The following is a 26,911-nucleotide window of genomic DNA, read 5'->3' as shown; positions in this document are numbered from 1 at the left end:
GGGGCCCAGCCGGAGGCGGTGGGTCTGTCCCCGCCGGTGCCCGTTGCCGGGCCGCTGCGGGTGTCCGTCGGCGCTTCCGGTTCCGTGCCGGATCGGGTCGGCCGGGTGCCCGGGTGGCCTGTGGGTGGTGAGCGGCGGCTTCGCCGGGAGGGGCGGTGGTTGCCCGGTGCGGCGCGGCATCCGATCGTGAACGCCCTGCCGCTTGCGTTCGTCGGCGGCCCGGTGCCCAACGGCCGGTGGCCGGTTGCCCGTGGCACGCCGCCGGTGGCCGGGCCTGTGTCGGTCGCGTTCCCTCGGCCCGTGCCGAAGCCGTGGCGCCCGTCCGACCGCTGCTCCGCTACTTCGCCGCCTTCGCCGGGACGCCCAGCAGGGCGTGGGCGGCGGAGGTGGCGTGGGCGGTGGCCTGGGGGCGGGTGGTGGCGGGGAGGCCGATGGCGAGGGGGATGGCGAGGCCGTCGAGGAGGGCGCGGAGCTGGGTGGCGCGAGCGGGAGCGGGGGTGTCGGCGACGGGTGTGAGGACGCCGGTCGTGAGGCCCTCGGTGATGAGTGCGGTGAGGTCGTTCTGCCAGGGGGTCTCGATGTCGGGCTGGCCCTGGCGGAGTTCCGCGGTGCCGGGGGAGCGGCTCCACACCTCGATCCACAGGATCCAGCGGGGGTCGCCGGGGCCTTCGGGCAGGTAGAGGTCGATGTAGCGGGCGAGCCGTTCGAGTACCGGCAGGTCGTGGCGGGCGAGTTCGCGGGTGCGGCGTTCGCCGAGCTGGGCCTCGCTCCAGCGGAGGGTTTCCAGCAGGAGCTGGTCCTTGCTGCCGAAGTAGTAGAGCAGGTGTCCGGCGCTCATGCCGAGCTGCTGGCCGAGGCCGGCCATGGTGAGGCGGGCGAGGCCGTGTTCGGCGATGGCGGCGCGGGCGGCCGCGTACACCTCTTCCCGCGGGCGGGCCGGGCGGCGGGTGCGTGGCGGGGCCATCCGCTCTCCTCGTTGCTGGCTGTCCGGCGTCCAGTTTCCCGTACGGCGCGGGGCGGGGGTGTGGCCGGGGGTCACCAGCCGCTGTGTTCGCGTCCTTCGGCGGTCTCCTGCCGGCCGTGGTCGAGGCCGGCCCGGTAGGCCTTGCGGAGGACGGCGATGGCCTGTTCGCGGTCCAGTCCGGGGGCGAGGCGCAGCAGTTCGTCGGTGAGTTCGTCGAGCGTGGGGGGTGTCATGCCTCCATGACACCCCTGCGGGGCCGGGCCCGCCCCTCCTGCCGACGAAGGGGTGGGCCGGGCCGGGAGGTCAGCCGATGGTGGCGGCGTACGAGGTCTCCGCGCCGAAGCCCCAGGCGGGGGTGGCGTCCCACGGGTTGAGTTCGACGTCGTCGGTGGCGTACGCGTACCCGGCGCCGCGGGTGAACGCGGTGCTGAGGGCGGTCTTCATGGCGGTGGCGTTGGGCGTGGCGTGGATCAGGTGCCAGTAGGAGGTGCCGTCGGGGTCGAACCCGGCGCCGGGGTAGTAGCCGGCGGTCAGGTTGAAGACGTTCCCGCCCAGGTAGTGGTTGATGTAGTTGTCGTAGGTGCCTTCGAAGGTGACGAAGGTGTCGGCGGTGCGCTTGCCGGGCTCCAGGAAGCAGTCCTGGACGGCGGTGCCGGGGTTGTTCACCACCAGTTCCTGCACGGTCGGGTCGATCGAGTGGACGAGCGCCTGGACCTGGTGGCGCAGGTCGAGGTAGAAGTCGCGTTCGACGTTGTTGACGCCGCAGTTGCGGCTGCTGGTGTCGAAGAAGATGCCGTCGACGTGCAGCTTGCCGTCCGGGGTGACCAGGTAGTTGCGGACGTCCTTGAGCACGGCGTCCCGGTCGCGCCCGGTGGCTTCGGTGTGCACGTAGCCGATCACCTTGGTGTGCTCGCCGGTGGCGGTGGTCTTGGCGCGCAGCGCGTCGGCGCGGGCCTGCCAGTCGGCGGCGAACGGGGCTTCGCCGCTGCCCGGGTTGAGGATGACGACGGACGGCGCGGGCGTGGTGGCCTGGACGTTCAGCAACATCGGGTAGTCCGGGAAGCTGTAGGCCGGGATGCCGATCTCCAGGCCGCGGGTCGAGGTGGTGGTGGCGGCCGGGGTGGTGCTGGCGCCGGCCTGCGGTGCGGCGGTGGCGCCGACGGCGAGCAGCGAGCCGAGGAGCAGGGCGGTGAGCCCCTTCGCGCGAATGCGCATGCGTGGATCCCCCAATGCTGGGCGGGCGCCCCCCTGGCGCCGCACGGGCATGCTAACCAGCGACGCGCGTTCCGAGGACGGATATCGGAGATCGTTCGCAGGAGTTCACCGGCGACCGGACGGCCGGTCGGTGACGGAGCGTCGGCTCCACCACTGACCGGCCGTTCGATGCGTGAGGCGGCGTCAGGCCTTCGGCTGCTGCTGGGTGATGCAGTGGATGCCGCCGCCGTTGGCGAAGATCTCGCGGGCGTCGACCAGTTCGACGGTCCGGCCGGGGTACGCCTTCTCCAGGATGGCCTTGGCCTGCTCGTCGCGCGGGTCGTCGAAGGCGCACAGGACGACGACGCCGTTGGCCACATAGTGGTTGATGTAGGAGTAGTCGACGGGCTCGCCGTCCTCGTCGAACAGGACGGTGGGGGCCGGGAGTTCGATGACCTCCAGGCTGCGGCCCCGGGCGTCGGTGGCGGAGTGGAGGATCCCGGCGAGCTCCTGGCAGACCGCGTGGTCGGGGTGCGCCGGGTTGGGCTGGGAGTGCACGACGACGGTGCCGGGGCGGACGAACGAGGCGACGATGTCGATGTGGCCGCGGGTGCCGAACTCGTCGTAGTCGCGGGTCAGTCCGCGCGGCAGCCAGATCGCCTTGGTGGTGCCGAGGTGCGCGTGCAGTTCGGCCTCGACCTGCTCGCGGGTCCAGTCGGCGTTGCGGCCCTCGCCGAGCTGGACGGTGTCGGTGACCAGGACGGTGCCCTCGCCGTCGACGTGGATGCCGCCGCCCTCATTGATCAGACGGGAGGCGAAGCGCCGCACGCCGGCCAGCTCGGTGATGTGTTCGGCGATGTGCTGGTCGTTGTCCCAGCGGGCCCAGGACTGGGCGCCCCAGCCGTTGAACACCCAGTCGGCTGCTGCCAGTTGGCCTTCGCCGTCGATCAGGAAGGACGGGCCGATGTCGCGCATCCAGGCGTCGTCCAGCGGGCGCTCGACGATCTCCACGTCGGGGGAGAGATAGGGGCGGGCAGCCTCGGTCTCGCCGGTGTTGACGACCAGGGTGACCGGCTCGTGGCGGACGATCGTGTTGGCGACCTCGGCCCAGGCGCGGCGGGCCGCGTCCAGCTGCTCCGCTCCGTCGAAGGTCGGGTTCGGGGTCGGGAAGGCCATCCAGGTGCGCTCGTGCGGGTGCCATTCGGCGGGCATCCGGAAGCCGAGCGAGGCGGGGGTGGGGGAGGTCATGAGGAATCAAGTCCTAGGAAAGTGAGGGGAGTTCACAGGAAGTACAGGCGGCTGAGGGAGACCGAGTCGGCGGGCGCGGAGCGCAGCGGCTCGCCGTCCAGCGAGACCAGGCCGGTCGCCGAGACGTCGACCTGTCCGAGCCGGCCGTTGCGCAGCATCGAGCGCGGGCCGATGCCCCGGGTGCCGCGCACTCCCACCCGCCGCCTGCGGGTGGGCAGTTGGTCGCCCGCGACGTCCAAGTAGGCGGAATCGGCGGCGGCTTGGGCGACGAACGCCACCGAGAGGTCCGCGGCGGTGGCGCCGTGCGCGCCGAACTGCGGCCCCAGCACCAGGGGTTCGCACCGGTCGGTGGAGGCGTTCGGGTCGCCGACCACGCCGTACGCGGGGAAACCGGCCTTCAGCACCAGCTGCGGCTTGGCGCCGAAGTGGTCCGGCCGCCACAGCACGATGTCGGCCAGCTTGTCGACCTCGATCGAGCCGACCTCGTGGGAGAGGCCGTGGGCGATGGCCGGGTTGATGGTCAGCTTGGCGATGTAGCGCAGCACCCGCTCGTTGTCGTCGCCGCCCTCGGCGGTGCCGTACGAGCCGGTGCCGTCCAGCGGGCCGAGTTCGGCCTTCATCTTGCCGGCCATCGCGAAGGTGCGGCGCACCGTCTCGCCGGCCCGGCCCATGCCCTGGGCGTCGGAGGAGGTGATGCCGATGACCCCGAGGTCGTGCAGCACGTCCTCGGCGCCCATCGTGCCGGCCCGGATCCGGTCGCGGGCCATCGCGGCGTCGCCCGGCAGGTCGGGCTTGAGGTCGTGGGCGGAGACGATCATGTCGTAGTGCTCGCCCAGCGCGTCCCGGCCGAACGGCAGGGTCGGGTTGGTGGAGGAGCCGATCACGTTCGGCACGCCCGCCATCTTCAGCACGTTCGGCACGTGGCCGCCGCCGCAGCCCTCGATGTGGAAGGCGTGGATGGTGCGGCCCTCCAGCACCGCGAGGGTGTCCTCCACCGACAGGCATTCGTTCAACCCGTCGGTGTGCAGGGCCACTTGGACGTCGTACTCCTCGGCGACCCGCAGCGCGGTGTCCAGCGCCCGGGTGTGCGCGCCCATGTCCTCGTGCACCTTGAAGCCGGACGCGCCGCCCTCGGCGAGCGCCTCCACCAGCGGAGCCGGGTCGGAGGACGAACCGCGGCCCAGGAAGCCGATGTTGACCGGCCAGGCGTCGAAGGAGTTGAACGCGTGCCGCAGCGCCCACGGCGAGTTGACGCCGACGCCCCAGACCGGGCCGAACTCCTGGCCGATGATGGTGGTCACGCCGGAGGCCAGCGAGGCCTCCATGATCCGCGGCGACAGCAGGTGGACGTGGGTGTCGATGGCGCCCGCGGTGGCGATCAGGCCCTCGCCGGAGACGATCGTGGTGCCTGTGCCGACCACCACCTCCACGCCGTCCAGGGTGTCGGGGTTGCCGGCCCGGCCGATCGCCGAGATCCGGCCGCCCCGGATGCCGATCGAGGTCTTCCGGATGCCCTGCACCGCGTCGATCACCAGCACGTTGGAGATCACCACGTCGCAGGTCTCGCGGACCGCGGCCGGCTTCAGGTGCAGCCCGTCGCGGGCGGTCTTGCCGAATCCGGCGAGGAACTCGTCGCCCGGGGCCTGCGAGTCCGACTCGACCCGGACGATCAGCCCCGAGTCGCCGAGCCGGACCCGGTCGCCGGCCCGCGGGCCGTGCACCGAGATGTAGTCGTGCGGGGTGATAGCACTCATGCGTGGTGATCCTTCCTGGTGCGGCGGGCGTTGGCGGTCACTGCGCGGGCTCCGTGTCGTCGAACTCGGTCAGGTAGCCGGTCGCCCGGGCCTTGGCCAGCGCCGCGTCCTTCGCGCCCGGCGCGTCCAGCGGCCCGTCCACCAGCCCGGCGAATCCGATCGCCACCCGCTCGCCGCCGATCGGCACCAGGCCGACCTCGACGGTGCTGCCCGGGTCGAAGCGCACCGAGGAACCGGCCGGCACCGCCAGGTGCATCCCGTACGCGGCGGCGCGGTCGAAGGCCAGGCGCGGGTTGGACTCGAAGAAGTGGAAGTGCGAGGTCACCGAGATCGGCACCGAGGCGGTGTTGTGCACCGGCAGCAGCAGCGCCTCCTCCACCGGGTCGTAGCCCGCGCCGGCGCCCGGCAGCGCCGCGCCCGGCGCCCCGTCGCCCAGCGAACCCGCGCCGCGGAACGGGTCGTTGACCACGGCCAGGCGCGTCCCGTCCTCGAACACCGCCTCCACCTGGACGACCGTCACCACGTCCGGCACGCCCGGCAGCACGTCGGCGGCGCTCAGCACGGTGCGGCCGGCCTCGATCGCCTCGGCCAGGCGGCGGCCGTCGCGGGCCGCCTCGCAGACGGTGTCGGCGATCAGCGCCGTCGCCTCCGGCACGTTCAATCGCACGCCGCGCGCCCGTCGGGCGCGGGCCAACTCGGCCGCGGTGAAGATCAGCAGCCGGTCCCGTTCGGTGGGAGTCAGTCGCACGGTGCCTCGCTCGTCGAGGGTGGACGGAGGGTGGTCGGTGAAGAGTTTAGAACGACGTTCAAACGCGTCGGGCCCCATTGAACCCGCGGCTGCCCGCCATGTCCAGCGTCCGGCCGCGGGCCCGGGACGCCCCGCAGGCGCACGGGAGGGGTGTGGGAGAAGTGGGGAGGAGCTGTGCGGAAGTGGTCGGCAAGGATCGGAATCGATGATCGGGGCGTGCGAGGATCGCGCCGGGGACGAGCTGACGCACCAGCCCGGAGATCGCCGACCGGCGCACCGACAATGCCGCGCCCACCCAGCTGTGGGGCTGCACCAACGGCGCCAACCAGGGCCGGCGGATCTCCTGGCGTCGAACGGGCACGCGGGTGAACCGGGGCACCGGCCCGGGCGAGCGCCCCCGGCTCACCCGCGTGCCCGCGCACGCCCTTGCGCACCGTTCACCACGGGCGTAGAGGCGGATCACTGTTGCAAACGCCGCCGAGTGGGCATGAGGATGACCAGAAGTGGCCGCCGGGCCGGTGGGGGACCGGAGCGGCCGTCCGGAACGAGGGCGGGGGCTGAAGAAGTTGATGGACGGTCAGGCAAGGTTCCCGCGGCAGCGCTCGGCCTCGCGCCGGGAGCAGACGGACCGGCAGGGGCCCGCACAGATTCAGTCACAGCCGGCGGCGAAGCCGCAGTCGCAGGGTCCGGCCCCGGTGCACCAGCCGGAGTGTGCCCTGCACCGCCGGCTGCACGCCTCCCTGGAGGCGGCGGACCTGCCCGCCGTCAGCACCGTCCGGCGCCGGCTGCGGGCCGCGCTCGACCACTGGGGTGTGCCGGAACTTGCCGACACCGCCGAGCTGCTGACCTCCGAACTGGTCACCAACGCGCTGGTGCACACCGGCAAGGGCGCCGAGTTCGACGCCCAGTTCACCGCCGAACAGCGCCTGCGGGTCGAGGTGCACGACCGCACCAGCCACCTCCCCGGCCGCCGCCACCCGAACGAGGACGCCACCTCCGGGCGCGGTCTGCTGCTGGTGGAGGCGCTCGCCGACGACTGGGGAGTGCAGTTGCGCGGGGACGGAAAAGTCACCTGGTTCGAGCTGTCCGTGCTCTGAGCGGGCCCGCCCCGAACCGGTGGGGGGAATTCCGGACCGGCCACCCGGGTGGGCCGTTCGGGTGAGGATTCTCCGGCGGGATCGTGTGCGATCAGTACCGCGCAGGTCACCGGCATTGCCGCCTTGCCGAACATACGAGAGGGTAGTGAGAATGTGTGCCAGTAGGCACACGCAACCATCGCGGTCCGGCCGGCCCAGCAGGGGACACGGAAACCAGCGGCCGCCAGGCAAGGCACCGGCAGGAGAAGCATGGCCACCGAGCCCGAGGCGCCTGGGCCCGCCCGCCGCACCCCGCCCGCCCAGGCCACCCGGAACAGCACTCCCGCGAACCCGCTGCGCACCGCCGCCGGCCGCGCCGTGCCGTCCACCGCCCGGGGCCTGCCCACCCGCACCGGGGACTCCACCCCCGAGTGGCTCGAACCGGCGATGGCCGCCAACGGCATCGGCTCCTTCGACTGGGACATCCGGCGCGACACCCTGGTCGGCGACCGGCGCGCCTGCACCATCCTGGGCCTGGCCGGCCAGCAGTTCGACCGCAGCTCCGGCGCCTTCCTCGCCCTGCTGCACCCCGAGGACGCCCCCGTGGTGCGCCGCCGGGTCGAACGGGCCGTCGCCGAACTCGGCCAGTGCGGCGCCTACTACCGCACCGTCTTCCCCGACGGCGAACTGCACGCCGTGCGCTTCCGCGGCCGGGTCCTCGCCGACGCCTTCGGCCGCCCCTCCCGGATGGTCGGCTTCGTCTGGGACGCCACCGTCGAACTCCACAAACGCGAACGCGCCGACGAACTCGCCGTGCTGCGCGAGGAACGCTCCCGGTTCATCAAGGAAGCCGCCCGCGCCCTCTCCGAAGCCGTCACCGTCCGCGACGTCGCCCGGGTCTTCACCGAACTTCCGCTGCCCGGCCTCGGCCCCGACGGACTCGCCCTCGCCTCGCTCGAAGGCGGCCGGATCGCCGTGCTCGGCTCCAGCGGCTACCGCAGCACCCTCGACGACCGGTTCGACCGCATCCCGCTCGCGCCCACCCACCCCGCCGCCGAGGCGGTCCGGCAGCGCGCCCCGATCTTCGTCTCCAGCCGCGAGGAGTACCGCGAGCGCTACCCCGAGGCCTGGGACTGGGCCGAGAGCAGCGGACGCTCCTCCTGGGCGTTCCTCCCGCTGGTCGCCAGCGGCCGCCCCACCGGCGTCTGCGTGGTCTCCTTCGACGACGACCGCGAACTCGACCCCGACGAACGCACCCTGCTCTCCACCCTCGGCGGACTGGTCGCCCAGTCCCTCGCCCGGGCCCGCCTGCACGACGCCGAACACGAACTCGCCGCCGGCCTCCAGCGCGTCATGCTGCCCCGCACCGTCCCCGCCGTCCCCGGCGTCACCACCGCCGTCCGCTACCTCGCGGCCGGCTCCGGCCTCCAGATCGGCGGCGACTGGTACGACGTCGTCCCGCTGCCCGGAGGCCACGTCGGCCTGGTCATCGGCGACGTCCAGGGCCACGACGTGCACGCCGCCGGCATCATGGGCCAACTCCGCATCGCGCTGCGCGCCTACGCGGCCGAAGGGCACCCGCCGGCCGCCGTGATGGCCCGGGCGTCGCGCTTCCTGGCGGACCTCGACACCGATCACTTCGCGACCTGCACCTACGCCGAGGTCAACGTCGACTACGGCGTGGTCTACGCCGTCCGGGCCGGCCACCTCGACCCCGTGGTGCGCCGCGCCGACGGCAGCACCCACCCCGTTCCGGTGGCGGGCGGGCTGCCGCTCGGCGTCGCGCCCGACGAGGAGTACCGGGTGACCCGGTTCAGCCTCGACCCCGGGGAGACCGTGCTGCTGTTCACCGACGGCCTGGTCGAAGCCCGCGACATGGACCTCGACACCGGGTTCGCCCGTCTCTGCGACACCGTCTCCGAACACCTCGCCCCGATCGACGAATCCCCGCGCGAACCACTGGAGGAACTCGCCGACCGGATCGCCTCGCAGGCCGCCGACACCAGCGAACGCGAGGACGACATCGCGCTGTTGCTGCTGCGCTGGGACGGGCCCGCGGGCGGCCGCGCCGCGCAGCAGTTGCGGCGCAGGATCGGGCAGGCGGACCTGGCGCGGATCTCCGAACTCCGGGCGGAGCTGCGGGACGCGTTGCGGCGCTGGCGGGTGCCCGAACTCATCGACACCGCCGAGCTGTTGTCGTCCGAGCTCGTGACGAACGCGATTAGGCACACGGACCGGGACGCGATGTTCACCGCGCGGCTCTACCAGGAGGACGGGCGGGCGCGGCTGCGGGTCGAGGTCGAGGACGAGAGCGATCTCTGGCCGACACGCCGCACGCCCGGCGAACAGGCGTCGTCCGGGCGTGGGTTGATGCTGGTCGAGGGCTTGGCCGATGCGTGGGGGGTTGAGCCTCGCGGCTCGGGCAAGCGGATGTGGTTCGAGGTGAGCAGTTAGAGGATCGGGGTGCGAATCCAGGGGCTCGGGGAACGGCGAGGCCGAGCTGCGGGTGGTCGGGGGCAGCGAGTGGTCGGGACTGCTTCGGGTTAGAGCGGGGACCAGAAACGGCGGAACCTTTCAGCGCCCTGTTGATCGCCAGCAGACTCGGCCCCGCCGTTCCCCGAGCCCCTGTCGGGGCTCCCATCGTTCTCCTCAGCCGAACTGCTGCTCCAGGTCCTTGAGCTTCTGTTCGAGCGAAGCGAGTCTCGTGGTGTCCTCTTCCGGGATGAGGTCGATGCTGCGGTGGGCGGGGGTGGCGGGGAGGCCGGCGGGGGCTATGGCGGGCTCCGTCGGGGTGGGGGTGGTGGGGGCGGGTTCGAGTTGGCGGGTGTGGCGGGTGCGCCAACTGGTGCCGGGCTGGCGGCCGATGGCGCGGATCTCGGCGCGTTCCCGGCGGGAGGCCATCCTGCGGCGTTCCCGGTTCTCCGCCGAGGTGCGCTTGTCGTCGCGGACCTCCTCGACGGCCTCGTCCAGGGTGCGGACGCCTTCGAGGAGCATCAGCGACCACGCGGCGTAGGTTTCGCGCGGGGCGCGCAGCCAGCGGACCACGCGGATTTGTGGGAGCGGTCGCGGGACCAGCCCCTGCTCGCGCAGGGCGGCGACCCGGGTCTGCTTGAGGGCGCGGTCGAACAGGACGGCGGCCGACAGCGACATGCCGGCGAAGAACTGGGGTGCGCCGTCGTGGCCGAAGCCGCGGGGGGCGTGCACCCAGTTGAACCAGGCGGAGGCCGCGGCGAACAGCCACACCAGGAGGCGGGAGCCGAGTGCCGCATCGCCGTGGCTGGCCTCCCGGACGGCGAGGACGGAGCAGAACATGGCGGCCCCGTCGAGGCCGAACGGGACCAGGTACTCCCAGCCGCCGGAGAGGCCGAGGTTCTGGACGCCGAAGCCGACCAGTCCGTGGAAGGAGAGCGCGGCGGCGACCGCGGCGCAGCAGAAAAGCAGTAAGTAGGAGGCGCCCCCGTAGAGGGATTCGGTGCGGCGGCGGCGTTCCTCGGCGCGTTCCCAGGAGTCCGAATTGCCGGTGTTGGTGGCTGCGGCCGAGCGGCTGCGGGCGAAGGCCAGCAGGGCGACGGCGCCCACGAGGGCGGCTGCGCCGGCGACGACCCAGCCCAGCGGTATGTCCGACAGTCTCATGAGCTGATCAAGCCTCGCTTTCCGCGTCGTGATTGAGGGGAACCATCATGGCGGAGATATGCGGGGAATCATGACCGGATCGCGAGCAAAACACCAATTGGGGGGAATTTCGGAATCAGATCAAAATATTGTCGGAGCTATTTGCTGCGGGGGCAGCTGAAACAGGGTTCGGCCGGCCGGACCGTGTAGAACAGGCAGCAGCCGACCCTGGTCCTGGTGCGGTGTCCGCCCTCCTCGCGGAAGCCGGGCGGGCCGACGAACGGGGCCGAGGAGGCGTCGGCGGTCAGCAGGGCGGTCAGTTCGGCCACGGCCCGGGGCTCCTCGCCGAGCAGGGTGGCGAGGTACCAGAGGCCGTCCACCACGTCGTCGGTGGCGAGCGCCCAGAGGGTGCGCGGGCCGCGTCGCACGCGGGGGCGGAAAGCGTGGAGCACCGGCGCGAGATGGTCGGCGAGCGCGGTGCGCAGTGCGGCGTCGAGGGCCGGGCGGTCCGGGACGACCAGGGCGTTCGGACGGTCGGCCGCCGGGTCGTCCGGCAGGCAGTGGAAGGCGGTCGGGCGGGCGGTGAGTTCGCCGGTGGCGCGGTTGATCGAGACGCGTTCGACCGGGAGCACCGGGACGCGGCGCTCCAGGAACCACGGCAGGGTGAAGGCGAGGGCGGCCGGCCAGGCGTAGCGGTGCAGGCTGAAGCCGGCGGTGACGTCCGGGCGGGTGGGGGTGCCGTACAGCTCGAGGCCGAGGCGTTCGTCGAAGGCGATCGTCGCATCGAGGGCGGCCGGGTCGGTGGCGAGGGCGGCGGCGGTGGTCCAGCCGGCGCCGGTGCGCGGGGCGGCCGGGTGGATCCGCAGGCCCGGGAAGACCTTGGTGAGGCGCCGCCAACTCCCGTGTAATACCTGGGAGTCGGCGGCGGTCGGTGCGGGGAACTGCTCGACCTGGTGCGCGGTCACGCGGGCTCCCTGGGTGGTACCCCGGGAGCGGGGCCCGGGCACGGCGCGGTGGACCTGTCCGGGCCACTGCTCGCCCCGGACAGGTAAGGCTCACCTTAGCTGATGCCGTGCCGCGGGTCGTGCACAGTGCCGTCTTCCGGTTCCGTCGCCCTCGCCGGCGCCCGGCCCAGCCGCCGCGCCAGCCACACCGGCACCCCGCCGAGCGCCTGGACCAGCCGGGACGCCTCGGCGCGCAGCCGCTCCGCCTCGGCCGGTTCCGACACCTCCGCCAGCGAGGCCAGGGCCGGCGCCACCCCCACCGTGAACCCGAGTTGTTCACGCAGCTTCAGTGCCGCCCCGAAACCCTCCCGGGCCCGCTCCGGATCGCCCGCTGCCGCTGCCAGCCCCGCCAGGTGGCACCAGGTCGAGGAGCGCAGCAGGTCGTCGCCGCGCTCCCTGGCCCCCTCGTGCGCCCGGGTGTACGCACTGTGCGCCGCCGCCGGATCGTGCAGCAGGTTCTCCGCGACCAGCCCGCGCCGGAAGTCCAGCAGTGGCCGGCCCGGTGCCTTCGGCGGCAGCAGCGCCGAGGTGCGGCCCAGCGCGGCCTGTGCCTCGTCCAGCCGGTCCCGGCGGCTCAACACGCTGGCCACGTACGCCAGGTAGCCGCGTGCGCAGGAGGCCGCCGCGCGGTGCTCGCTGCCGGCGACCGAGGCTTCCGCCTGGCGCAGGGCGTCCTCCGCGCGCTCCCAGTGGTCCGCGGTGAACAGGCACTGCTCGATCAGCAGTTCGGCCCGCTGGAGCGCCGCCGTCGGATCCCGGCCGGCCTGCGGGCGGAGCAGGTCCGCCGCCTCCTGCCAGCAGCCCCGCGACCGTAGCCGCCAGACGACGTCCGCCATGCCCCCCGGGGCAGTCCCGTGCACCGACAACGCCACCTCCTTGTGCGCGCCATGCAGCGACCAGCCGGCCCTCCCCAATCCCCAAGGGCCCGCGTCGTGGCGGCAATTCAACACGCGTAGGAGCTTGTGCACCAGATCACGAGCGCGAGGAAATCCGGAAGACGCGCTTCCGGGTAACGGTGGCGTGACGGCGTGTCAGGACGTCCAGCCGGTCTCCATCAGCGCCTCGGCCGCGCCGTTCGAAGGCTGCGGGATGCCCGCCGCGTCCAGCGTGAAGAGGGCCACCAGCAGCTGTTCGCCGCGCACCAAGGCCTGCCGGGAGTAGCCGGAGACGGTGAACATCGCCGCCGCGACCTGCTCACTGTGCAGGGTCTCCAGCCACAGGCACTCCACCGCCTTGACGTCGGCCGGCTCCGTCCAGGTGTCCACCCGGGCCACCATCCGGCCGCCCAGCAGACTGGTCGAGTCGCGCTCCTGGCTGGTGGTCAGCTCCAGGTCGTCGAAGCCCAGCCACTGCAAGTAGCGGGCCGCCGTCAGCACCGCGTCCTGCGGGGTGCGCACCGGCTGCGGGCGGAACGGCGGGCGCAGCGCCCGGGCCGGGCCCGAACCGGCCGCGAGCGGGTCCGGCGGGGAGAGCGGCGGCACCGCCGTGGTGTACGGGCGGGCCGCCTCGACCGGACGGGTCGCCCGCGGGCCCGCGCTCTGCAGCTTCGGCGCCCGGTCCACCGGCATCCGCACCGTCGCCCCGCAGTCGCAGGTGAACTCCGGCTGCGGCCACTGGTCGTTGCGCCCGCAGTGCGGGCAGCGCATGCTCACCCAGGAGTCCTCCCAGGAGCGGAACCGCACCTGCACCGGCACCCCGCCGCGCAGCAGCGGCACCCGCAGCTGTGCGCCGCACGGGCAGGGCAGGCTCGGCGGCTCGTAGCGGTGCTCGCGACGGCAGGCCGGGCAGCGCAGTTGGCTGGCCCCCGACGGCGAACCGGGGGAGAACCGGGCCGGATCTGCGGCGTCCTCGGGCAGCGGCATGGTGGGCACCGTCCGTCTGGGTCGAGCTGGCAGGGATGCCATCCATCCTCGCCGATCGGGCTCCGGCCCGGTGCGGAATGAGGTAATCCTGCACCGCAGTTGAGGCGGGGGAAAGGTGCGGATGTGCTGACGAACCGTCAACTGATGTGCCATCGAGCCAGATCCGCCGGGGTGTCCAGGTCGTCGGGGGCGGCCACGCCGGTGCAGTCCACCAGCGCGACCGGATGGGAGGACAGCAGGGCGCGGGCGCCCGCATCGCCGGTCGAAGTGGCCAGCAGCTCGGGAAAGTGCGCCGCGCCGATCAGGACCGGGTGCGCCCGGCGCCCGTGGTAGGCGCACGCCGCCAGATCCGTGCGCCGGGCGTGCGACGCCAGCAGCCTGCGCACCGCCTCCGCCGTGACGCCCGGGGTGTCCACCAGCAGCACCAGCACCGCACTCGCCCCGGCCGGCAGCGCGGCCAGGCCCGCGCGCAGAGAAGAGGAAAGCCCGGTGGGCCAGGCGGGATTGTCGACCAGCACGCAGTCGCCGGTGTCGACCCGCGACCGGACCTCCGCCGCCGACGCGCCCAGCACCGCCACGGTTTCGTCGCACCCGCCGTCCCGCGCCGCCAGCAGCGCGTGCTCCAGCAGCGTGCGCCCCCGGTAGCGCAGCAGCGCCTTGGGCCGCCCGCCCAGACGGGACCCGCCGCCCGCCGCCAGCACCAGGGCCGGCACCCGCAATTCCGTCATACCGCCAGTCTGCGCCCCCGCCCCCCGGCCTCGGCGAATCCTTCGTGCGGACAGGTTTTGCCCGGATTGTGAGGTGTGTCATGCTGCGGCGTGGTCGCCTTGACCCGTGCTTGACCGGCTGGTCTTCTGGTGGGCCGTCAGACTCGCCCACCCGCAGAGGAATACCGTGCGATCCCGCCGCCCCGTCATAGCCGCCGCCCTGTTGCTCGGATCGCTCGCCCTCGGCGCGTGCACCAGTGCCAACAAGGCATCGACAACCGGCAGTTCGAAGCCCCAGTCGGCCAAGTCCGCCTCCAAGGGCACCAACCCGCTGCAGAACCCGGACGGCACCAAGCCCGGCCTGGCGCCCGTCACCAGCGACGAGGACCGCAAGGCGGGGCGGGATCTGATCGGAAAGGTCAAGACCGCCGACGCGGGTCCGAAGACCGGCTACGACCGCGACCAGTTCGGCCCGCCGTGGACGGACAACGTGGACGGCGTCCCGATGGGCCACAACGGCTGCGCCACCCGCGACGACATGCTGGCCCGGGACGGGCAGAAGGTGGAGCACAAGGACGGCTCCGAGTGCGTCGTCACCGGAATGACGATCTGGGACCCGTACACCGGCAAGACGGTGGACTGGAACAAGCAGCAGGCGTCGAAGATACAGATAGACCACGTGATGCCGCTGTCCTACGACTGGCAGCAGGGCGCCTCGCAGTGGGAGAAGCCCAAGCGGGTGCAGATCGCCAACGACCCGCTGAACCTGATCCCGGCGGACGGCTCGCAGAACGCCTCCAAGGGCGACTCCGGCCCGGCCACTTGGCTGCCCGCCAACACCGAGGTGCACTGCTCGTACGCGATCCGCTGGGCGCAGGTCTCGCTGAAGTACCAGCTGCCGGTGACGCCCGCCGACAAGAAGACCATGCTGTCGTTGTGCGGCGGCTGACGCGGCAGTTGTTGACCGGCGTGGAATGACCCGAGGCCGTTCGCGTCCCCCCCCCGGGGGGCGCGGCGTCGGGCCACGGCTCGCTGGTCGGAGGAACGGAACTGGACGTGGTCATGGGAGACACGTTGGGTGGCGTGCCTGAGAACCCGATGAGGCCCGACTACGAGCGGGCTGCAATCTCCGCGCAGCCCACGGTTCGTCAGCTCGCGGCGGCAGTCGGCTGCGGGAGCCGGCTGCCGAGCCAGGTGAGGGCCGGGGGGATCTCCCGGGTCCAGGTGTGGAAGTTGTGGCCGCCGGTGTCCAGGGTGATGGTGGACAGCTGGGTCGGGGCCTTGAACGCGCCGATCATCTGCTGCGTCGCCGGGTAGTTCTCCTCGTTGCGGCTGGTGGCGAGCAGCAGCGAGACCGGCGGTGCGGGCTTGTTCTGGAGCCGCCACAGCAGGTCGTTGTCCTGCTTGACCTCGGCGCTGCCGCCGAACAGGTCGCCGGTGGTCGGGTCGTTGTGGACCTCGTAGTAGCCGGACAGTGCGATCGCCGCCCGGTACGAATCCGGCTTGCGCATCGCGAACTTGACGGCGCAGTAGCCGCCGGTGGAGTCGCCGATCACCGCGCGAGCCTCGGGCCGGTCGTCGATCCGGTAGGCGGCGGACATCGCCTTCGGCAGGTCCTCGGTGAAGAAGGTCTCCGCCTGCGGGCCATTGGGGACATCCATGCACTCGGTGTCGCGGTTGGCGACCAGGGTCGGCCGCATCATCACCAGCACCGTCGGCGGCATCTCCTTGGCCTCGATCGCCTTCAGCGTGGACGCCGGGTACTGGAGCAGCGAGATCAGCTTCTCCGCCGTGCCCGGGTAGCCGGACAGCGCGAGCAGCATCGGGAACTTCGTCCCCGCGTAGGCCGGCTGGAAGTACTGCGGCGGCAGGTACACGTACGCCGGGGTACCGGTCAGCCCGGAGTGCTCGCCGCGGATCTCCACCTTCTGGATCACGCCGGAGCGGTCCTGCGCGGAGCCCTGCGAGGAGTACATCTTCTGCTCGCCGGTCACCGAGACGGCCTTGCCGCCCGGCTCGTGGTTCACCACCGTGCCCGGGCTGCCGTCCAGACCGAGCAGGTCGCTCCAGGTCGAGTAGAAGCCGAAGTACGAGTTGGCGACCAGCCCCATCGCGGCCAGCACCACGATCTGCGTCCCGAAGAACGCCCCCAGCCGCCCGAGCCACGCCCGCCAGCTCCGGCCGCCCAGCCGGGGCCAGAGCCACATGGTGGCGGCGAAGGCGGCGATCGCCAGCAGGCTGGCGATGATCTGGATCGGGACTCCGGTCAGGCTCGGCACCCGATGATCGTAAGGTACGGCTTCATCTGGCTCACAGCCGCCTCCCAGCACCTTCCCGGGTTTGCCAAGCCGTCCCCAAGGGCAAGCCAATTCCTCGGCCTGTCGGATCTCCCGGTTAGCCTCCGGTGCCTGTGAGAACTCCTGAGGAACTGCACCTGGTCGACTGGCCGTCGCTGCACCACGCGTTCGGGGAGGGCACCGACGTCCCCGGCTGGATTCGGGCGCTGTACGACGAGGACGGGGTGGTGGTCGACGAGGCGCTGGACGAGCTGTTCGGACGGGCGCTGCACCAGGGCACGGTGTATCCGGCGAGCGTGGCGGCGGTGCCGTACCTGGCGCACGCCGCCGTGCACGCCGTCCACCGGCGCGACAGCATGCTGGCGTTCCTGGCCAACGCCGGGAGGGCCGACGCGGATCGGTGGTTCGACGACGGGACGCTGGACGGCATCACGGTCTCCGGCGAACTCCCCGGCCTGCTGCACCTGTTGCGGGACGAGGACCCCGAGGTGCGCCGCCGGCTCGTCCGGGTGGCGCGCTGGGCGGCGGGGGACGAACTGCCGCTCGCCCTGGACGCGTTGACGGCCTGCCACCGCGACGACCCGTCCGCCCGGGTGCGGGCCGAGGCGCTGGCCGTCCTCGGCCGGCTGGACCCGGATCCGGCCGGGCGGCTGCGCGCCGCGCTCACCGATTCCGAGCCCGCCGTCCGGGCGATGGCCGCGCTCGGCCTGCTGGAGAGCGGCGAGGTGCCGTACCCGGCCGAGCTGGTGGATGTGCTCGCCGCGGACGGCGGGAGTCCCGTGTTGGCCGTGCCGTGGGCGGAGTTCTTCCACGGCGTCGGCAGCACCGACGATCGGGCGGCCGCGGTGCTGGATTCGGACGCCGAGGCCTGCCGTACCGTCGCCGCCGCCTGGATCGCCGCCGGCGACCACGATGGGCGCGGCAGCCGCCTGGCCGTGCGGCTCTCCGACACCTGGCGGGACCGGGAGGCGGACACCGTCGCGCTGCTCGCCCGCGCCCTGCCGCACCAGCGCGAGTGGCACCCGCACATGCAGGCCCTGCGGGACCTCGCCCGGTGGGTCGACCGCTGCCCCGACCCGGGCCCGGCCGCCGAGGCCGCGCTGCCGTACGTCACCCATCCGGACCGGCGGATCGCCACGGCCGCGCAACTCGTGCTGGGCCGGGCCGGCGACACCCGGCTGCTCACCGCCGTCCCCGAGCCCGACCGGGACGCGCTGGCCGCGCTGGCCGCCCGCACCGACGACCTCCAGCTCCGGCGCAGGGTGCTCACGCCCTATCTGTGCGGAGGCTGCGACCGGCCGCACAGCGGGGCCCGTGAACTCCTGGCGGCGCTCACCCCCGCGGATGCCGGCCCGCTGCTGCCCGAGCTGACCCGGCTGCTGCGTGACTGCCCGAGCGGGCAACTGGTGCGGGTGCTTGGCGGGACGGGCCTGGCGGACCCCGAATTGATCGGCCTGCTGGAGGAGTTGGCCGCCACCGCGAGCCAGGACCCGGTGCTGCACGCCGCGGTCGCGGCCGTCCGGCTCGGCGCGGACCCGGCACCCGCGCTGCGTCTGCTCGCCGAGGACCTCGGCCGCCACGGCCACGCCATGTCGGAGATCGCCCTGCTCGGACCGCTTGCGAGCCCGCTGCTGCCACTGGTCGAGCCCTACCTGACGTACCAGCACGAGTGGTCCCGGGCCCGTGCGGCCGAGGCGCTGTGGTCGATCACCGGCGACGCGGCCCGGGCCGTTCCGGTGCTGACCGAGCTGCTCCAGCCGCTCCCGGTGGGGGCGTTCGCGGTGGCGGCGCTGCGGCGGATGGGTGCGGCGCTCAGCGACGAGCAGCGGGCGACGGTCGAGGAATGGGCGCGCGCCGACCGCCGCGTGCTGGGGCCGTTCGATTCGTGGGAGCACCAGGACGACCGGCTGCGCGAGGATGCCCGGCTGCTGCTCGCTCAGCAGGAATGATGCCTTGTCAGGGCGTTCGGCTAAGGTCCGGCGTTCGTGAGATCACCTGAGGAACTGCACCTGACCGACTGGGCATCGCTGGAGCACTCGTACGGGAGCGGCACCGACGTCCCCGACTGGATTCGCGGGCTGTACGACGAGGACCGGGCGGTGGTCGATCGGGTGCTCGGCGAGCTGTTCGGGCGGGCCCTGCATCAGGGGACGGTCTCCTCGGCGGGGGCCGCCGCCGTCCCGTACCTGGCGCACGCCGCCGTGCACGCCGTCCACCGGCGGGACGACATGCTGGCGTTCATCGCGACCACCGGCGGGGCCGAAGAGGAGTACGAGGGCGAGGCGGACGAGAGCGGGTTCGAGGACAAGGTGACGGGGCGGACCCTGGCGGCCGAGGAACTCCCGGGCCTGCTCCACCTGTTGCGCGACGACCCCGACCCCGAGGTGCGCCGCCGGCTCGTCCGGGTGGCGCGCTGGGCGGCGGCGGGGGAGTGTCTGCCGCTCGCGGTGGCCGCGCTGACCGCGTTTCAGCGCGAGGACCCGGCGCCCGCCGTGCGGGCCGAGGCGCTGACGGTGCTGCGCTTCCTCGACGCCGACCCGGCCGGGCGGTTGCGGGCGGCGCTGGCCGACCCCGAGCCGGCCGTCCGGGCCACCGCCGCGCTCGGGCTGCTGGAGGCGGCCGAACTTCCGTACCCGGCCGAGCTGTTGGACGTCCTGGTCGCGGACGGCGGCGACCCGGCGTTCCGGGTGGTCTCGGGCGAGTGGTTCCCCGGCGTCGGCAACACCGACGACCGGCTGCGGTACCTGCTCGACGAGGACGCGGAGGCGACCCGGGCCGTCGCCGCCGCCTGGATCGCCGCCGGCGACCACGACGGACGCGGGGCCCGCCGCGCGCTGCGACTGGCCGAACGCTGGCGCGGATACGAGGAGGAGGCCGCCGCGCTGCTGGCCGCCGCGCTGCCCCACCAGCACGAGTGGTACTGGCGGATGAAAGTCCTGGACGGCCTGGCCGATCTCGTCGCCCGCTGCGCCGACCCCGCCGCCGTCGCCGAGGCGGTGCTGCCGCACACCACCGACCCCGACTGGCGGATCCACCGGCCCGCCCAACTCGCCCTCGGCCGGGCCGGTGACACCCGCCTGCTCACCACCGTCCCCCAGCCCGAAGCGGCCGCACTCGACGCGCTCGCCGCCCCCACCGACGACCTCGACCTGCGACGCCGGGCCCTCGCCCCGAAGCCCTGCGGCGGGTGCGGCAGCATGCACGGCAGCGCCGACGAACTCCTCGACACCCTCACCCCCGACAGCGCCGCCCCACTGCTGCCCGAACTGACCGCACTGCTGGGCGCCCGCCCGACCGTGAAACTCGTCCGCTTCCTCGGTGGCACCGGCCTCACCGACCCCGAACTCCTCAACCTGCTGGGCGAGTTGGTGACCAGGGGCGACCGGAACCTGGCCCCCGCGGCCGCCGTCGCCGCCGCCCGGCTCGGCGCCGACCCCGAACCCGCGCTGCACCTGCTCACCGAACGCACCGACTGCCTGGCCGACATCGCCCTGCTCGGCCCGCTCGGCGCGCCGCTGCTGCCACTGGTGGAACGCTGCCTGACGGAGGGCCACCCGCGGCAGCAAGTGGAAGCCGCCGAGGCGCACTGGCGAATCACCGGCGACCCCGACCGGACCCTCCCCGTCCTGCTCGCCGCACTGTCCCGCCGCGCGCCGGCCGTCCACGCCCTCACCGTGCTGCGCCGGATCGGCCGGCCGCTGCCGCCCGAGCACCGGGCCCTGGTCGAGGGGTGGTTGGCCACGGACCGGCGCGTACCGGTCGGGAAGGACCACTTCTGGAACATGCGCGAGGAGGACCAACTCCGCGCGGAGGCCCGGCTGCTGCTCGCCCACCGGCCGTGAAATGGCGACGGCCCGCCGCACCCATGGGGAAGATGCGGCGGGCCGTCCGTTCATTGTGCGACGAGGTGTCAGCCCAGGCTGGTGAAGAGGGAGTTCAGCAGGGTGCCGGAGTTGTCGTCGTTCTCCAGGGCGAAGGCGAACATGCCGGCCAGGCCCTTGGACTTGGCGTAGGCCGCGCGGGCCTGGATGGCCTTCGGGTCGTCACCGGTCCAGAAGTTGGTGCCGTCGTAGACCCAGGTGGACTCGGTGATCGGGTCCCAGTGGGTGTTCTGGGCGGTCAGGGTGAGCTCGCGCCAGCTGGCGAGGCCGGCTTCCTGGCTGCCGGGCTTGGCGGGGGTGGCGCCGGTGGCCTTCTGGTAGAGGCCGTAGTTGTTGCCGGCCTGGACGCCGGTCCAGCCGCGGAAGTAGAACGGGACGCCGAGGACGATCTTGTTGGCGGGGAAGCCGCCGCTGATGCCGTACTCGGGGAGGCCGGTGGTGTAGGCGGCCAGCGCGGTGTCCACGTTGTACTTGGCGGTGCCGGGGGCGATCGGCAGGGTCGGGTCGGCGGGGCTGTCGTGCAGCGGGTCCTGGAGGTTGGTGGGGCCGGTGGCGTCCCAGGAGCCGTGCATGTCGTAGGTCATGATGTCGGCGTAGTCGAGGTACGCGCCGATCTTGTCGGTCTCGATGGACGAGATCTTGTCCTGTCCGGACGGCAGGGCCGCGGTGAGCAGGAACTTCTTGCCGAGGCTGGCGCCGTAGGTGTCCAGCTGGCTGCGGAACTCGGCGAGCAGCGCGGTGAAGTTCTGCTTGTCGGCGGCGGAGTAGTGGTTGCCGGTGTGGCCGCCGGCCGAGCCGGGGTACTCCCAGTCGATGTCGATGCCGTCGAAGATGCCCGCGGCGCTGGCGGCGCCGCCGGAGGCGTCACCGGCCACGCCGGTCGGCAGGTTGCCCTTGAGGAACATGTCGATGCAGGACGAGACCAGCTTCTTGCGCGAGGCGTCGGTGGCCGCCGCGTCGGAGAAGTACTTGGAGTAGGTCCAGCCGCCGAGCGACAGGGTGACCCGCAGGTTCGGGTTCTTCGCCTTGAGCTGGCGCAGCTGGTTGAAGTTGCCCTTCAGCGGCTGCTGCCAGTCGTCGCCGGAGCCGTCGACGGAGATGGCACCGCTGTAGTCCATCTGGTAGTCGGCGTACGCGTCGGCCGCGCCGTCGCCCGCGTTCGGGTTGTCCTCGTGGCTGGCGTCGGAGGCCTTGACCGCCTCGAAGCAGTTGAGGTTGGTCGGGTGGATGTTCTCGAACGCGTAGGAGATGACGTCCAGCTTGCCGGCCGCGCCGGAGGTGTCGACGTTCTTCGGGTAGTAGGCGGCGTCGTACACCGACCACTGGTCGAAGTAGGCGGACTTGACCGGCTTGGCGGTGGCGGGCGCGGCGGCGGTGGAGGTGGTCACCGCGGCGGACTGCTGGGAGGCGTGGCCGGCCTTGTCGTACGCCTGGACGGTGAAGGTGTACGAGGTGTTCGGCAGCAGCGAGGAGATCGCGATGGAGGTGCCCATCGAGGTGCCGACCAGCTGGCCCTTCGACCAGACCTTGTAGCCGACGTAGTTGTCGGTGGAGTCGGTCGAGGCGTTCCACTTCAGCACCACGGCGTTGGCGGTGGTGCTGCTGACCGTCACTCCGCCCGGGACGGTGATCTTGCCGTCGCCGGCGGGGCCGTTGCCGGTGCCGGAGCTGGAACTCGCGGACGGCGAGGGCGAGGTGGAGGTGGACGGGCTGGGGGAGGCGCTCTGCGAGGGGCTGGCCGAGGCCGAGGCGCTGGCGCTCGCGGAGGTCGACGGGCTCGGGGAGCCGCCGCCGTCGGGGCCGGTCAGGCTGAGGTCGTCGGCCTGGTAGGCGCCGGCGCCGTACCAGCCGTGGGTGAACACCGTCACCGAGGTGGTGGTCGCGCCGGTGGTGAAGGTGGTGCTCAGCTGGGTCCAGTTGGCCGCGGCCGGAGTCCAGGTGGAGGCGTTGACGCCGGTGCCGGTGGCGCCGAGGTACACGTAGTTGCCCTTGAGCCAGCCCGCCAGGGTGTACTTGGTGTTCGGCTGGACGGTGACGGTCTGCTGGCACTGGCCGGTGTCGCCGGCGGTGGCGTTGGCGTTCAGTGCGTAGGTCCCGCCGTGTGCGCCGGTGTTGACCACCGAGGCGCTGGTACAGGTCCAGCCGCTCGGGCTGCCGGTCTCGAAGTCGCCGTTGGCGAGCAGGTTGACGGCGGCGGCCGAGGCGCTGCCCATGGAGAGCGCGAGCGCGGTGGAGCCGACCGTCATGGCGGCGGCCACCACGAGGGCGCCGGCGCGGCGACGGGAGGGGGCCCGGCGCGTCGACCCGGGTGCGGGCGTGGCCCGTTCAAGCATGGAGGAACCTCCGGAGTCAGTGGGGTTTGTCCGGTAGGTGCGGTGGCCCGACGGGCCCAGGTGGGAGCCTGTGCGCTTTGGGGTGAGCGCGTCACCTAGATTGGACTGGACCAATCGTCCGGGTCAAGGATTTCGGCTCACGAACCGTCAGGAAGCTTTCCGATCGGTTCGGTTGGGGAGGGCCGGGCGGGACCGGGGATCGCGCCGTTGTGCGCCTCTGGCTTTCAGTTGCATATGACTTGCAATTACGAGCTGATCAAAGGAAGGATGATGCGGCTCGCCACCCTCCCGGAAGGACCTCCCCAATGCCCGCGCCCACGCGCCTGCGCGACCGGCTCACCCGCGAGGAGTGGATCCGGCTGGCCGGAATGGCCGCGTTCGTCCTCGCCCTGCACGTGGTCGGCTGGTTCACCCTGCTGGCGGTCATCGCGCCCAAGCACTACGACGTCGGCGGCCAGGTGTTCGGCGCCGGCATGGGCCTGACGGCGTACACCCTGGGCATGCGGCACGCCTTCGACGCCGACCACATCGCCGCCATCGACAACACCACCCGCAAGCTGATGGGCCAGGGCAAGCGCCCGCTCTCGGTGGGCTTCTGGTTCTCGCTCGGGCACTCCTCGATCGTGTTCGGCCTGTGCGCCCTGCTGGCGTTCGGCATCCGCTCGCTGGCCGGGCAGGTCGAGTCCGACGAGTCGGCGCTGCACAAGGCGACCGGCCTGATCGGCGTCACCGTCTCCGGCACGTTCCTGGTGCTGATCGGCCTGATCAACCTGGGCGCCTTCAACGGCATCCTGAAGGTGTTCCGGCGGATGCGGCAGGGCGACTTCGACGAGGCCGAGCTGGAGCGCCAGCTCGACAAGCGCGGTTTCCTGAACCGGATCCTCGGCAAGGTCACCCGGGCGGTCACCAAGCCCTGGCACATGTACCCGGTGGGCCTGCTGTTCGGCCTCGGCTTCGACACCGCCACCGAGGTGTCGCTGCTGGTGCTGGCCGGCGGCGCGGCCGCGTTCTCGCTGCCCTGGTACGCGCTGCTGGTGCTGCCGATCCTGTTCGCGGCGGGCATGAGCCTGCTGGACACCATCGACGGCTCGTTCATGAACTTCGCCTACGAGTGGGCGTTCTCCAAGCCGGTCCGCAAGATCTACTACAACCTCACCGTCACCGGCCTGTCGGTGCTGGTGGCGCTGGTGATCGGCGTGGTCGAGCTGGTCGGCCTGCTGGCCGAGAAGCTGGACATCACCAGCGGCCCGATCGGCTGGATCGGCTCGCTCGACCTCAACCTGGTCGGCTACGTGATCGTCGGCCTGTTCGTGCTCACCTGGGGCGCCGCGATGGCGTTCTGGAAGTTCGGCAAGGTCGAGCAGAAGTGGTCGGCGGGGCTGCGCGAGCAGTCCTGACCGACGCGTCGTCAGCGAACAAGGGGCACCCGGCGGGTGCCCCTTTCGCATGTGCGGGGGCCGGGGTGTACCCGCTCGGCGGCGAGAAGTTCACGTCAAGGCCCTTGTCGGGTCAACTTCTACGCGCGTATCTTTCTGGCTGGATCTACGCGAGTTGCCGTTCGGGGCCCGCCCGGCAGGGCCGGAGAGGCCCCGGCAGTCAGCCTCCTGACGAACCCTCAATGCCACCCGGCGCCCGAGTGACGGCGACCGGGCCATGGTCCTGCCACGAAGGAGCCCCGCCAAGGTGCCCAGCCCCACCCCCGCCCGCCGCTCCCGCCGCACGCTGCTGCGCGTCACCGCGCCGGCCGCGGTCGCCGCGTCCCTGGTCCTCGTCCCGCTGCCGGGCGCGTTCGCCGCGCCGTCCACCGGTGCGGTGATCGCCGAGGTGTACGGCGGCGGCGGCAACTCCGGTGCGACGCTGAAGAACGACTTCATCGAGCTCGGCAACCCGACCGGCGCCGCCTTCGGCCTGTCCGGCTACAGCGTGCAGTACCTGCCCGGCAGCCCCGGCGCCACCACCCAGTGGGGCGTCACCCCGCTGAACGGCTCGGTCCCGGCCGGCGGCCGCTACCTGATCTCCGAGGCGCCCGGCGCCGGCGGCACCGCCGACCTCCCGGCCGCCGACGCCGGCGGCAGCCTGAACATGTCCGCCACCTCCGGCACCGTCGCGCTGGTCAACGGCACCGCGCCGCTGAGCTGCAAGACCGCCGCCGACTGCGCCGCCGACACCCGGATCGTCGACCTGGTCGGCTTCGGCTCCGCCGTGGTCCGCGAGGGCGGTGGCCCGGCCACGGGCGCGTCCAACAGCGCCTCGGTGGCCCGCGGTTCGTCACTCGCCGACACCGACGACAACGCCAAGGACCTCACCGCCGGCGACCCGACCCCGGTCAACTCCAAGGGCCAGACCACCGGCGGCGGCACCACCCCCGGCGGCGGCGGTGGCACGCCCGTCCCCGGCGACGTGCGGATCCACGACATCCAGGGCACCACCCGGATATCGCCGCTGAACACCAAGACCGTCACCAACGTCCCCGGCATCGTCACCGGCGTGCGCGGCTACGGCACCAAGGGCTTCTGGATCCAGGACCCCAACCCGGACAACAACCCCGCCACCAGCGAGGCCGTCTTCGTCTTCACCGGCTCCGCCGCCCCGACCGTCAAGGTCGGCGACTCGGTGCTGGTCACCGCCAAGGTGAGCGAGTACTACCCGAACAGCGCGGGCGGCTCGCAGTCCGTCACCGAGCTGACCGGCCCGAAGGTCGCCGTGCTGTCCTCCGGCAACGCCGTGCCCGCCCCCGTGGTGCTGGACGCCGCCAAGATCCCGGCGGCGTACGCCCCGGACGCCGCCGGCGGCTCGATCGACAACCTGCCGCTGGACCCGTCGAAGTACGCCCTCGACCTGTACGAGTCGCTGGAGGGCATGAACGTCGAGGTCCGCGACGTGCCGGTGGTGCAGGCCACGGACAAGTACCACGAGCTCTGGGTGGACGCTTCGTCGGCCGACCCGCGCACCAACCGCGGCGGCGTGGTCTACCTCGGCTACGACAAGCCGAACAACGGCCGGATCATGATCCAGTCGCTGCCGCCGCTGACCGAGCAGCCCTTCCCGGTCGCCAACGTCGGTGACAAGCTGACCGGTTCCACCGCCGGCCCGCTCGACTACAACCAGTTCGGCGGCTACACCATCGCCGCGAACACCGTCGGCACCGTCCAGGACAACGGCCTGCAGCGCGAGGTCGCCGACCGGGCACTGCCCAGCGAACTCGCCATCGCCACCTACAACGTGGAGAACCTCGCCCCCGGCGACCCCGACGCCAAGTACAGCGAGCTCGCCCAGGCCGTCGTCACCAACCTGCGCTCGCCCGACATCGTCGCCCTGGAGGAGATCCAGGACAACAGCGGCGCCGCCGACGACGGCACCGTGGACGCCTCGGTCACCGTGCAGAAGTTCATCGACGCGGTCAAGGCCGCCGGTGGCCCCGCCTACGACTGGCGCTCCATCGACCCGGTGAACGACAAGGACGGCGGCCAGCCCGGCGGCAACATCCGCCAGGTCTTCCTGTTCAACCCCGACCGGGTCTCCTTCACCGACATCGCCGGCGGCGACTCCACCACCGCCGTCGACGTCACCGGCACCGGCAAGCGCACCTCGCTGACCGCCTCGCCCGGCCGCATCGACCCGAACAACGAGGCCTGGAACAGCAGCCGCAAGCCGCTGGTCGGCCAGTTCAGCTTCCACAACAAGCCGGTCTTCGTGATCGCCAACCACTTCAACAGCAAGGGCGGCGACCAGGGCATCGACAGCCGCTTCCAGGCCCCCACCCGCAGCTCCGAGGTGCAGCGCCAGAAGCAGGCCGAGATCGAGCACGCCTTCATCGCCAAGCTGGAGGCCGCCGACCCGAACGCCCGGATCGTCTCGCTCGGCGACTTCAACGACTACCAGTTCTCGCCCGCGATGCAGACCCTCACCAAGGACGGCGTGCTCCGCGACCTGGTGAACGACCTGCCCGCGAGCGAGCGCTACTCGTACGTCTACCAGGGCAACTCGCAGGTGCTCGACCACATCCTGGTCAGCCCCGCGTTCAAGCAGCAGCACGTCCGCTACGACGTGGTGCACATCAACAGCGAGTTCGCCACGCAGGCCTCCGACCACGACCCGCAGGTGGTCCGCGTCAAGCCGTGACGGCCCTTCGGGAGCCCTCGTTCTGCCTGACTCGGTGGGGCGGGGGCTCCCGCGTTGTTACCGGTGGGTTGACCTCGCGGCCCGGTGGCCGCAGGATCGGGGCTCACTG

The 26,911-nt window shown here is 72.4% G+C and carries 20 protein-coding genes; 7 read left to right on the top strand and 13 right to left on the bottom strand.

What is annotated here, in order from left to right:
* Positions 1-337: 337 nt before the first annotated feature.
* From ACFYST_RS19115 to ureA, 6 genes are all read right to left on the bottom strand, one after another.
* Entirely contained in the window at positions 338-964 is a 627-nt protein-coding gene (locus ACFYST_RS19115; protein WP_387863805.1) for a TetR/AcrR family transcriptional regulator, read from the bottom strand.
* 71 nt (positions 965-1,035) lie between these two features.
* Complete coding sequence (locus ACFYST_RS19110) at positions 1,036-1,197, bottom strand: hypothetical protein (RefSeq protein ID WP_387645642.1); 162 nt, start codon at positions 1,195-1,197, stop codon at positions 1,036-1,038.
* 70 nt (positions 1,198-1,267) lie between these two features.
* Positions 1,268-2,179 carry a spherulation-specific family 4 protein gene (locus tag ACFYST_RS19105; protein WP_387863803.1) on the bottom strand — a complete coding sequence of 304 codons (912 nt, stop codon included), beginning with the start codon at positions 2,177-2,179 and terminating at the stop codon, positions 1,268-1,270.
* A 183-nt stretch (positions 2,180-2,362) separates the two neighbouring features.
* Entirely contained in the window at positions 2,363-3,406 is a 1,044-nt protein-coding gene (locus ACFYST_RS19100) for an agmatine/peptidylarginine deiminase (protein WP_387863800.1), read from the bottom strand.
* 32 nt (positions 3,407-3,438) lie between these two features.
* Entirely contained in the window at positions 3,439-5,160 is a 1,722-nt protein-coding gene (locus ACFYST_RS19095) for an urease subunit alpha (protein ID WP_387645634.1), read from the bottom strand.
* Between the two features lie 37 nt (positions 5,161-5,197).
* The gene (ureA, locus tag ACFYST_RS19090) at positions 5,198-5,908 is read right to left on the bottom strand and encodes an urease subunit gamma (protein WP_387863798.1); all 711 of its coding nucleotides are present in this window, start codon (positions 5,906-5,908) and stop codon (positions 5,198-5,200) included.
* Positions 5,909-6,603: 695 nt separating this feature from the next.
* On the opposite strand from ureA, the gene ACFYST_RS19085 reads away from it, so the two are divergent.
* Positions 6,604-7,005, top strand: coding sequence for an ATP-binding protein (locus ACFYST_RS19085; RefSeq protein WP_387645630.1), 402 nt, complete (start codon positions 6,604-6,606; stop codon positions 7,003-7,005).
* 249 nt (positions 7,006-7,254) lie between these two features.
* Positions 7,255-9,438, top strand: coding sequence for a SpoIIE family protein phosphatase (locus tag ACFYST_RS19080; protein WP_387863795.1), 2,184 nt, complete (start codon positions 7,255-7,257; stop codon positions 9,436-9,438).
* A 195-nt stretch (positions 9,439-9,633) separates the two neighbouring features.
* Here the strand turns inward: ACFYST_RS19080 and ACFYST_RS19075 are convergent, their stop codons facing one another.
* From ACFYST_RS19075 to ACFYST_RS19055, 5 genes are all read right to left on the bottom strand, one after another.
* Complete coding sequence (locus ACFYST_RS19075) at positions 9,634-10,617, bottom strand: DUF2637 domain-containing protein (protein ID WP_387863793.1); 984 nt, start codon at positions 10,615-10,617, stop codon at positions 9,634-9,636.
* Between the two features lie 137 nt (positions 10,618-10,754).
* Positions 10,755-11,561 (bottom strand): iron-sulfur protein, encoded by an 807-nt coding sequence (locus ACFYST_RS19070; protein ID WP_387863790.1) that lies wholly within the window; start codon positions 11,559-11,561, stop codon positions 10,755-10,757.
* A 95-nt stretch (positions 11,562-11,656) separates the two neighbouring features.
* Positions 11,657-12,436, bottom strand: coding sequence for a hypothetical protein (locus ACFYST_RS19065; protein ID WP_387863788.1), 780 nt, complete (start codon positions 12,434-12,436; stop codon positions 11,657-11,659).
* A 195-nt stretch (positions 12,437-12,631) separates the two neighbouring features.
* Positions 12,632-13,462: a hypothetical protein gene (locus tag ACFYST_RS19060; protein ID WP_387863786.1), complete on the bottom strand. Its 831-nt coding sequence runs from the start codon at positions 13,460-13,462 to the stop codon at positions 12,632-12,634.
* A gap of 137 nt (positions 13,463-13,599) precedes the next feature.
* Entirely contained in the window at positions 13,600-14,190 is a 591-nt protein-coding gene (locus ACFYST_RS19055; RefSeq protein ID WP_387645615.1) for an NTP transferase domain-containing protein, read from the bottom strand.
* 166 nt (positions 14,191-14,356) lie between these two features.
* Here ACFYST_RS19055 and ACFYST_RS19050 point away from each other — a divergent pair, with 166 nt between their 5' ends.
* Positions 14,357-15,118, top strand: a complete 762-nt coding sequence (locus ACFYST_RS19050) for an HNH endonuclease family protein (protein ID WP_387863783.1) — start codon at positions 14,357-14,359, stop codon at positions 15,116-15,118.
* A gap of 199 nt (positions 15,119-15,317) precedes the next feature.
* Here the strand turns inward: ACFYST_RS19050 and ACFYST_RS19045 are convergent, their stop codons facing one another.
* Positions 15,318-16,448, bottom strand: coding sequence for an alpha/beta hydrolase (locus ACFYST_RS19045; RefSeq protein ID WP_387863781.1), 1,131 nt, complete (start codon positions 16,446-16,448; stop codon positions 15,318-15,320).
* Between the two features lie 131 nt (positions 16,449-16,579).
* Between ACFYST_RS19045 and ACFYST_RS19040 the strand changes: the two genes are divergently transcribed.
* Positions 16,580-18,415, top strand: a complete 1,836-nt coding sequence (locus ACFYST_RS19040; protein WP_387863779.1) for a HEAT repeat domain-containing protein — start codon at positions 16,580-16,582, stop codon at positions 18,413-18,415.
* Positions 18,416-18,451: 36 nt separating this feature from the next.
* Positions 18,452-20,308 (top strand): hypothetical protein, encoded by a 1,857-nt coding sequence (locus ACFYST_RS19035; protein ID WP_387863777.1) that lies wholly within the window; start codon positions 18,452-18,454, stop codon positions 20,306-20,308.
* Positions 20,309-20,376: 68 nt separating this feature from the next.
* Here the strand turns inward: ACFYST_RS19035 and ACFYST_RS19030 are convergent, their stop codons facing one another.
* The gene (locus ACFYST_RS19030) at positions 20,377-22,680 is read right to left on the bottom strand and encodes a glycosyl hydrolase family 18 protein (RefSeq protein WP_387863774.1); all 2,304 of its coding nucleotides are present in this window, start codon (positions 22,678-22,680) and stop codon (positions 20,377-20,379) included.
* A gap of 305 nt (positions 22,681-22,985) precedes the next feature.
* On the opposite strand from ACFYST_RS19030, the gene ACFYST_RS19025 reads away from it, so the two are divergent.
* Both ACFYST_RS19025 and ACFYST_RS19020 read left to right on the top strand, forming a co-directional pair.
* The gene (locus tag ACFYST_RS19025) at positions 22,986-24,077 is read left to right on the top strand and encodes a HoxN/HupN/NixA family nickel/cobalt transporter (protein WP_387645602.1); all 1,092 of its coding nucleotides are present in this window, start codon (positions 22,986-22,988) and stop codon (positions 24,075-24,077) included.
* Positions 24,078-24,363: 286 nt separating this feature from the next.
* Entirely contained in the window at positions 24,364-26,802 is a 2,439-nt protein-coding gene (locus tag ACFYST_RS19020; protein ID WP_387863772.1) for an endonuclease/exonuclease/phosphatase family protein, read from the top strand.
* Positions 26,803-26,911: the final 109 nt, after the last annotated feature.

The organism is Kitasatospora sp. NPDC004614 (assembly GCF_042873675.1).
Lineage (GTDB): Bacteria > Actinomycetota > Actinomycetes > Streptomycetales > Streptomycetaceae > Kitasatospora.
Note: the sequence above shows the minus strand (reverse complement) of the source record. Positions and strands in the feature narration are given on the sequence as shown.

Coding starts and splice junctions, on each gene's coding strand:
- ACFYST_RS19055 (WP_387645615.1), bottom strand. CDS start 14,190: ATGACGGAATTGCGGGTGCCGGCCCTGGTGCTGGCGGCGGGCGGCGGG.
- ACFYST_RS19075 (WP_387863793.1), bottom strand. CDS start 10,617: ATGAGACTGTCGGACATACCGCTGGGCTGGGTCGTCGCCGGCGCAGCC.
- ACFYST_RS19115 (WP_387863805.1), bottom strand. CDS start 964: ATGGCCCCGCCACGCACCCGCCGCCCGGCCCGCCCGCGGGAAGAGGTG.
- ACFYST_RS19105 (WP_387863803.1), bottom strand. CDS start 2,179: ATGCGCATTCGCGCGAAGGGGCTCACCGCCCTGCTCCTCGGCTCGCTG.
- ACFYST_RS19080 (WP_387863795.1), top strand. CDS start 7,255: ATGGCCACCGAGCCCGAGGCGCCTGGGCCCGCCCGCCGCACCCCGCCC.
- ACFYST_RS19110 (WP_387645642.1), bottom strand. CDS start 1,197: ATGACACCCCCCACGCTCGACGAACTCACCGACGAACTGCTGCGCCTC.
- ACFYST_RS19025 (WP_387645602.1), top strand. CDS start 22,986: ATGCCCGCGCCCACGCGCCTGCGCGACCGGCTCACCCGCGAGGAGTGG.
- ACFYST_RS19100 (WP_387863800.1), bottom strand. CDS start 3,406: ATGACCTCCCCCACCCCCGCCTCGCTCGGCTTCCGGATGCCCGCCGAA.
- ACFYST_RS19095 (WP_387645634.1), bottom strand. CDS start 5,160: ATGAGTGCTATCACCCCGCACGACTACATCTCGGTGCACGGCCCGCGG.
- ACFYST_RS19030 (WP_387863774.1), bottom strand. CDS start 22,680: ATGCTTGAACGGGCCACGCCCGCACCCGGGTCGACGCGCCGGGCCCCC.
- ACFYST_RS19060 (WP_387863786.1), bottom strand. CDS start 13,462: ATGCCGCTGCCCGAGGACGCCGCAGATCCGGCCCGGTTCTCCCCCGGT.
- ACFYST_RS19065 (WP_387863788.1), bottom strand. CDS start 12,436: ATGGCGGACGTCGTCTGGCGGCTACGGTCGCGGGGCTGCTGGCAGGAG.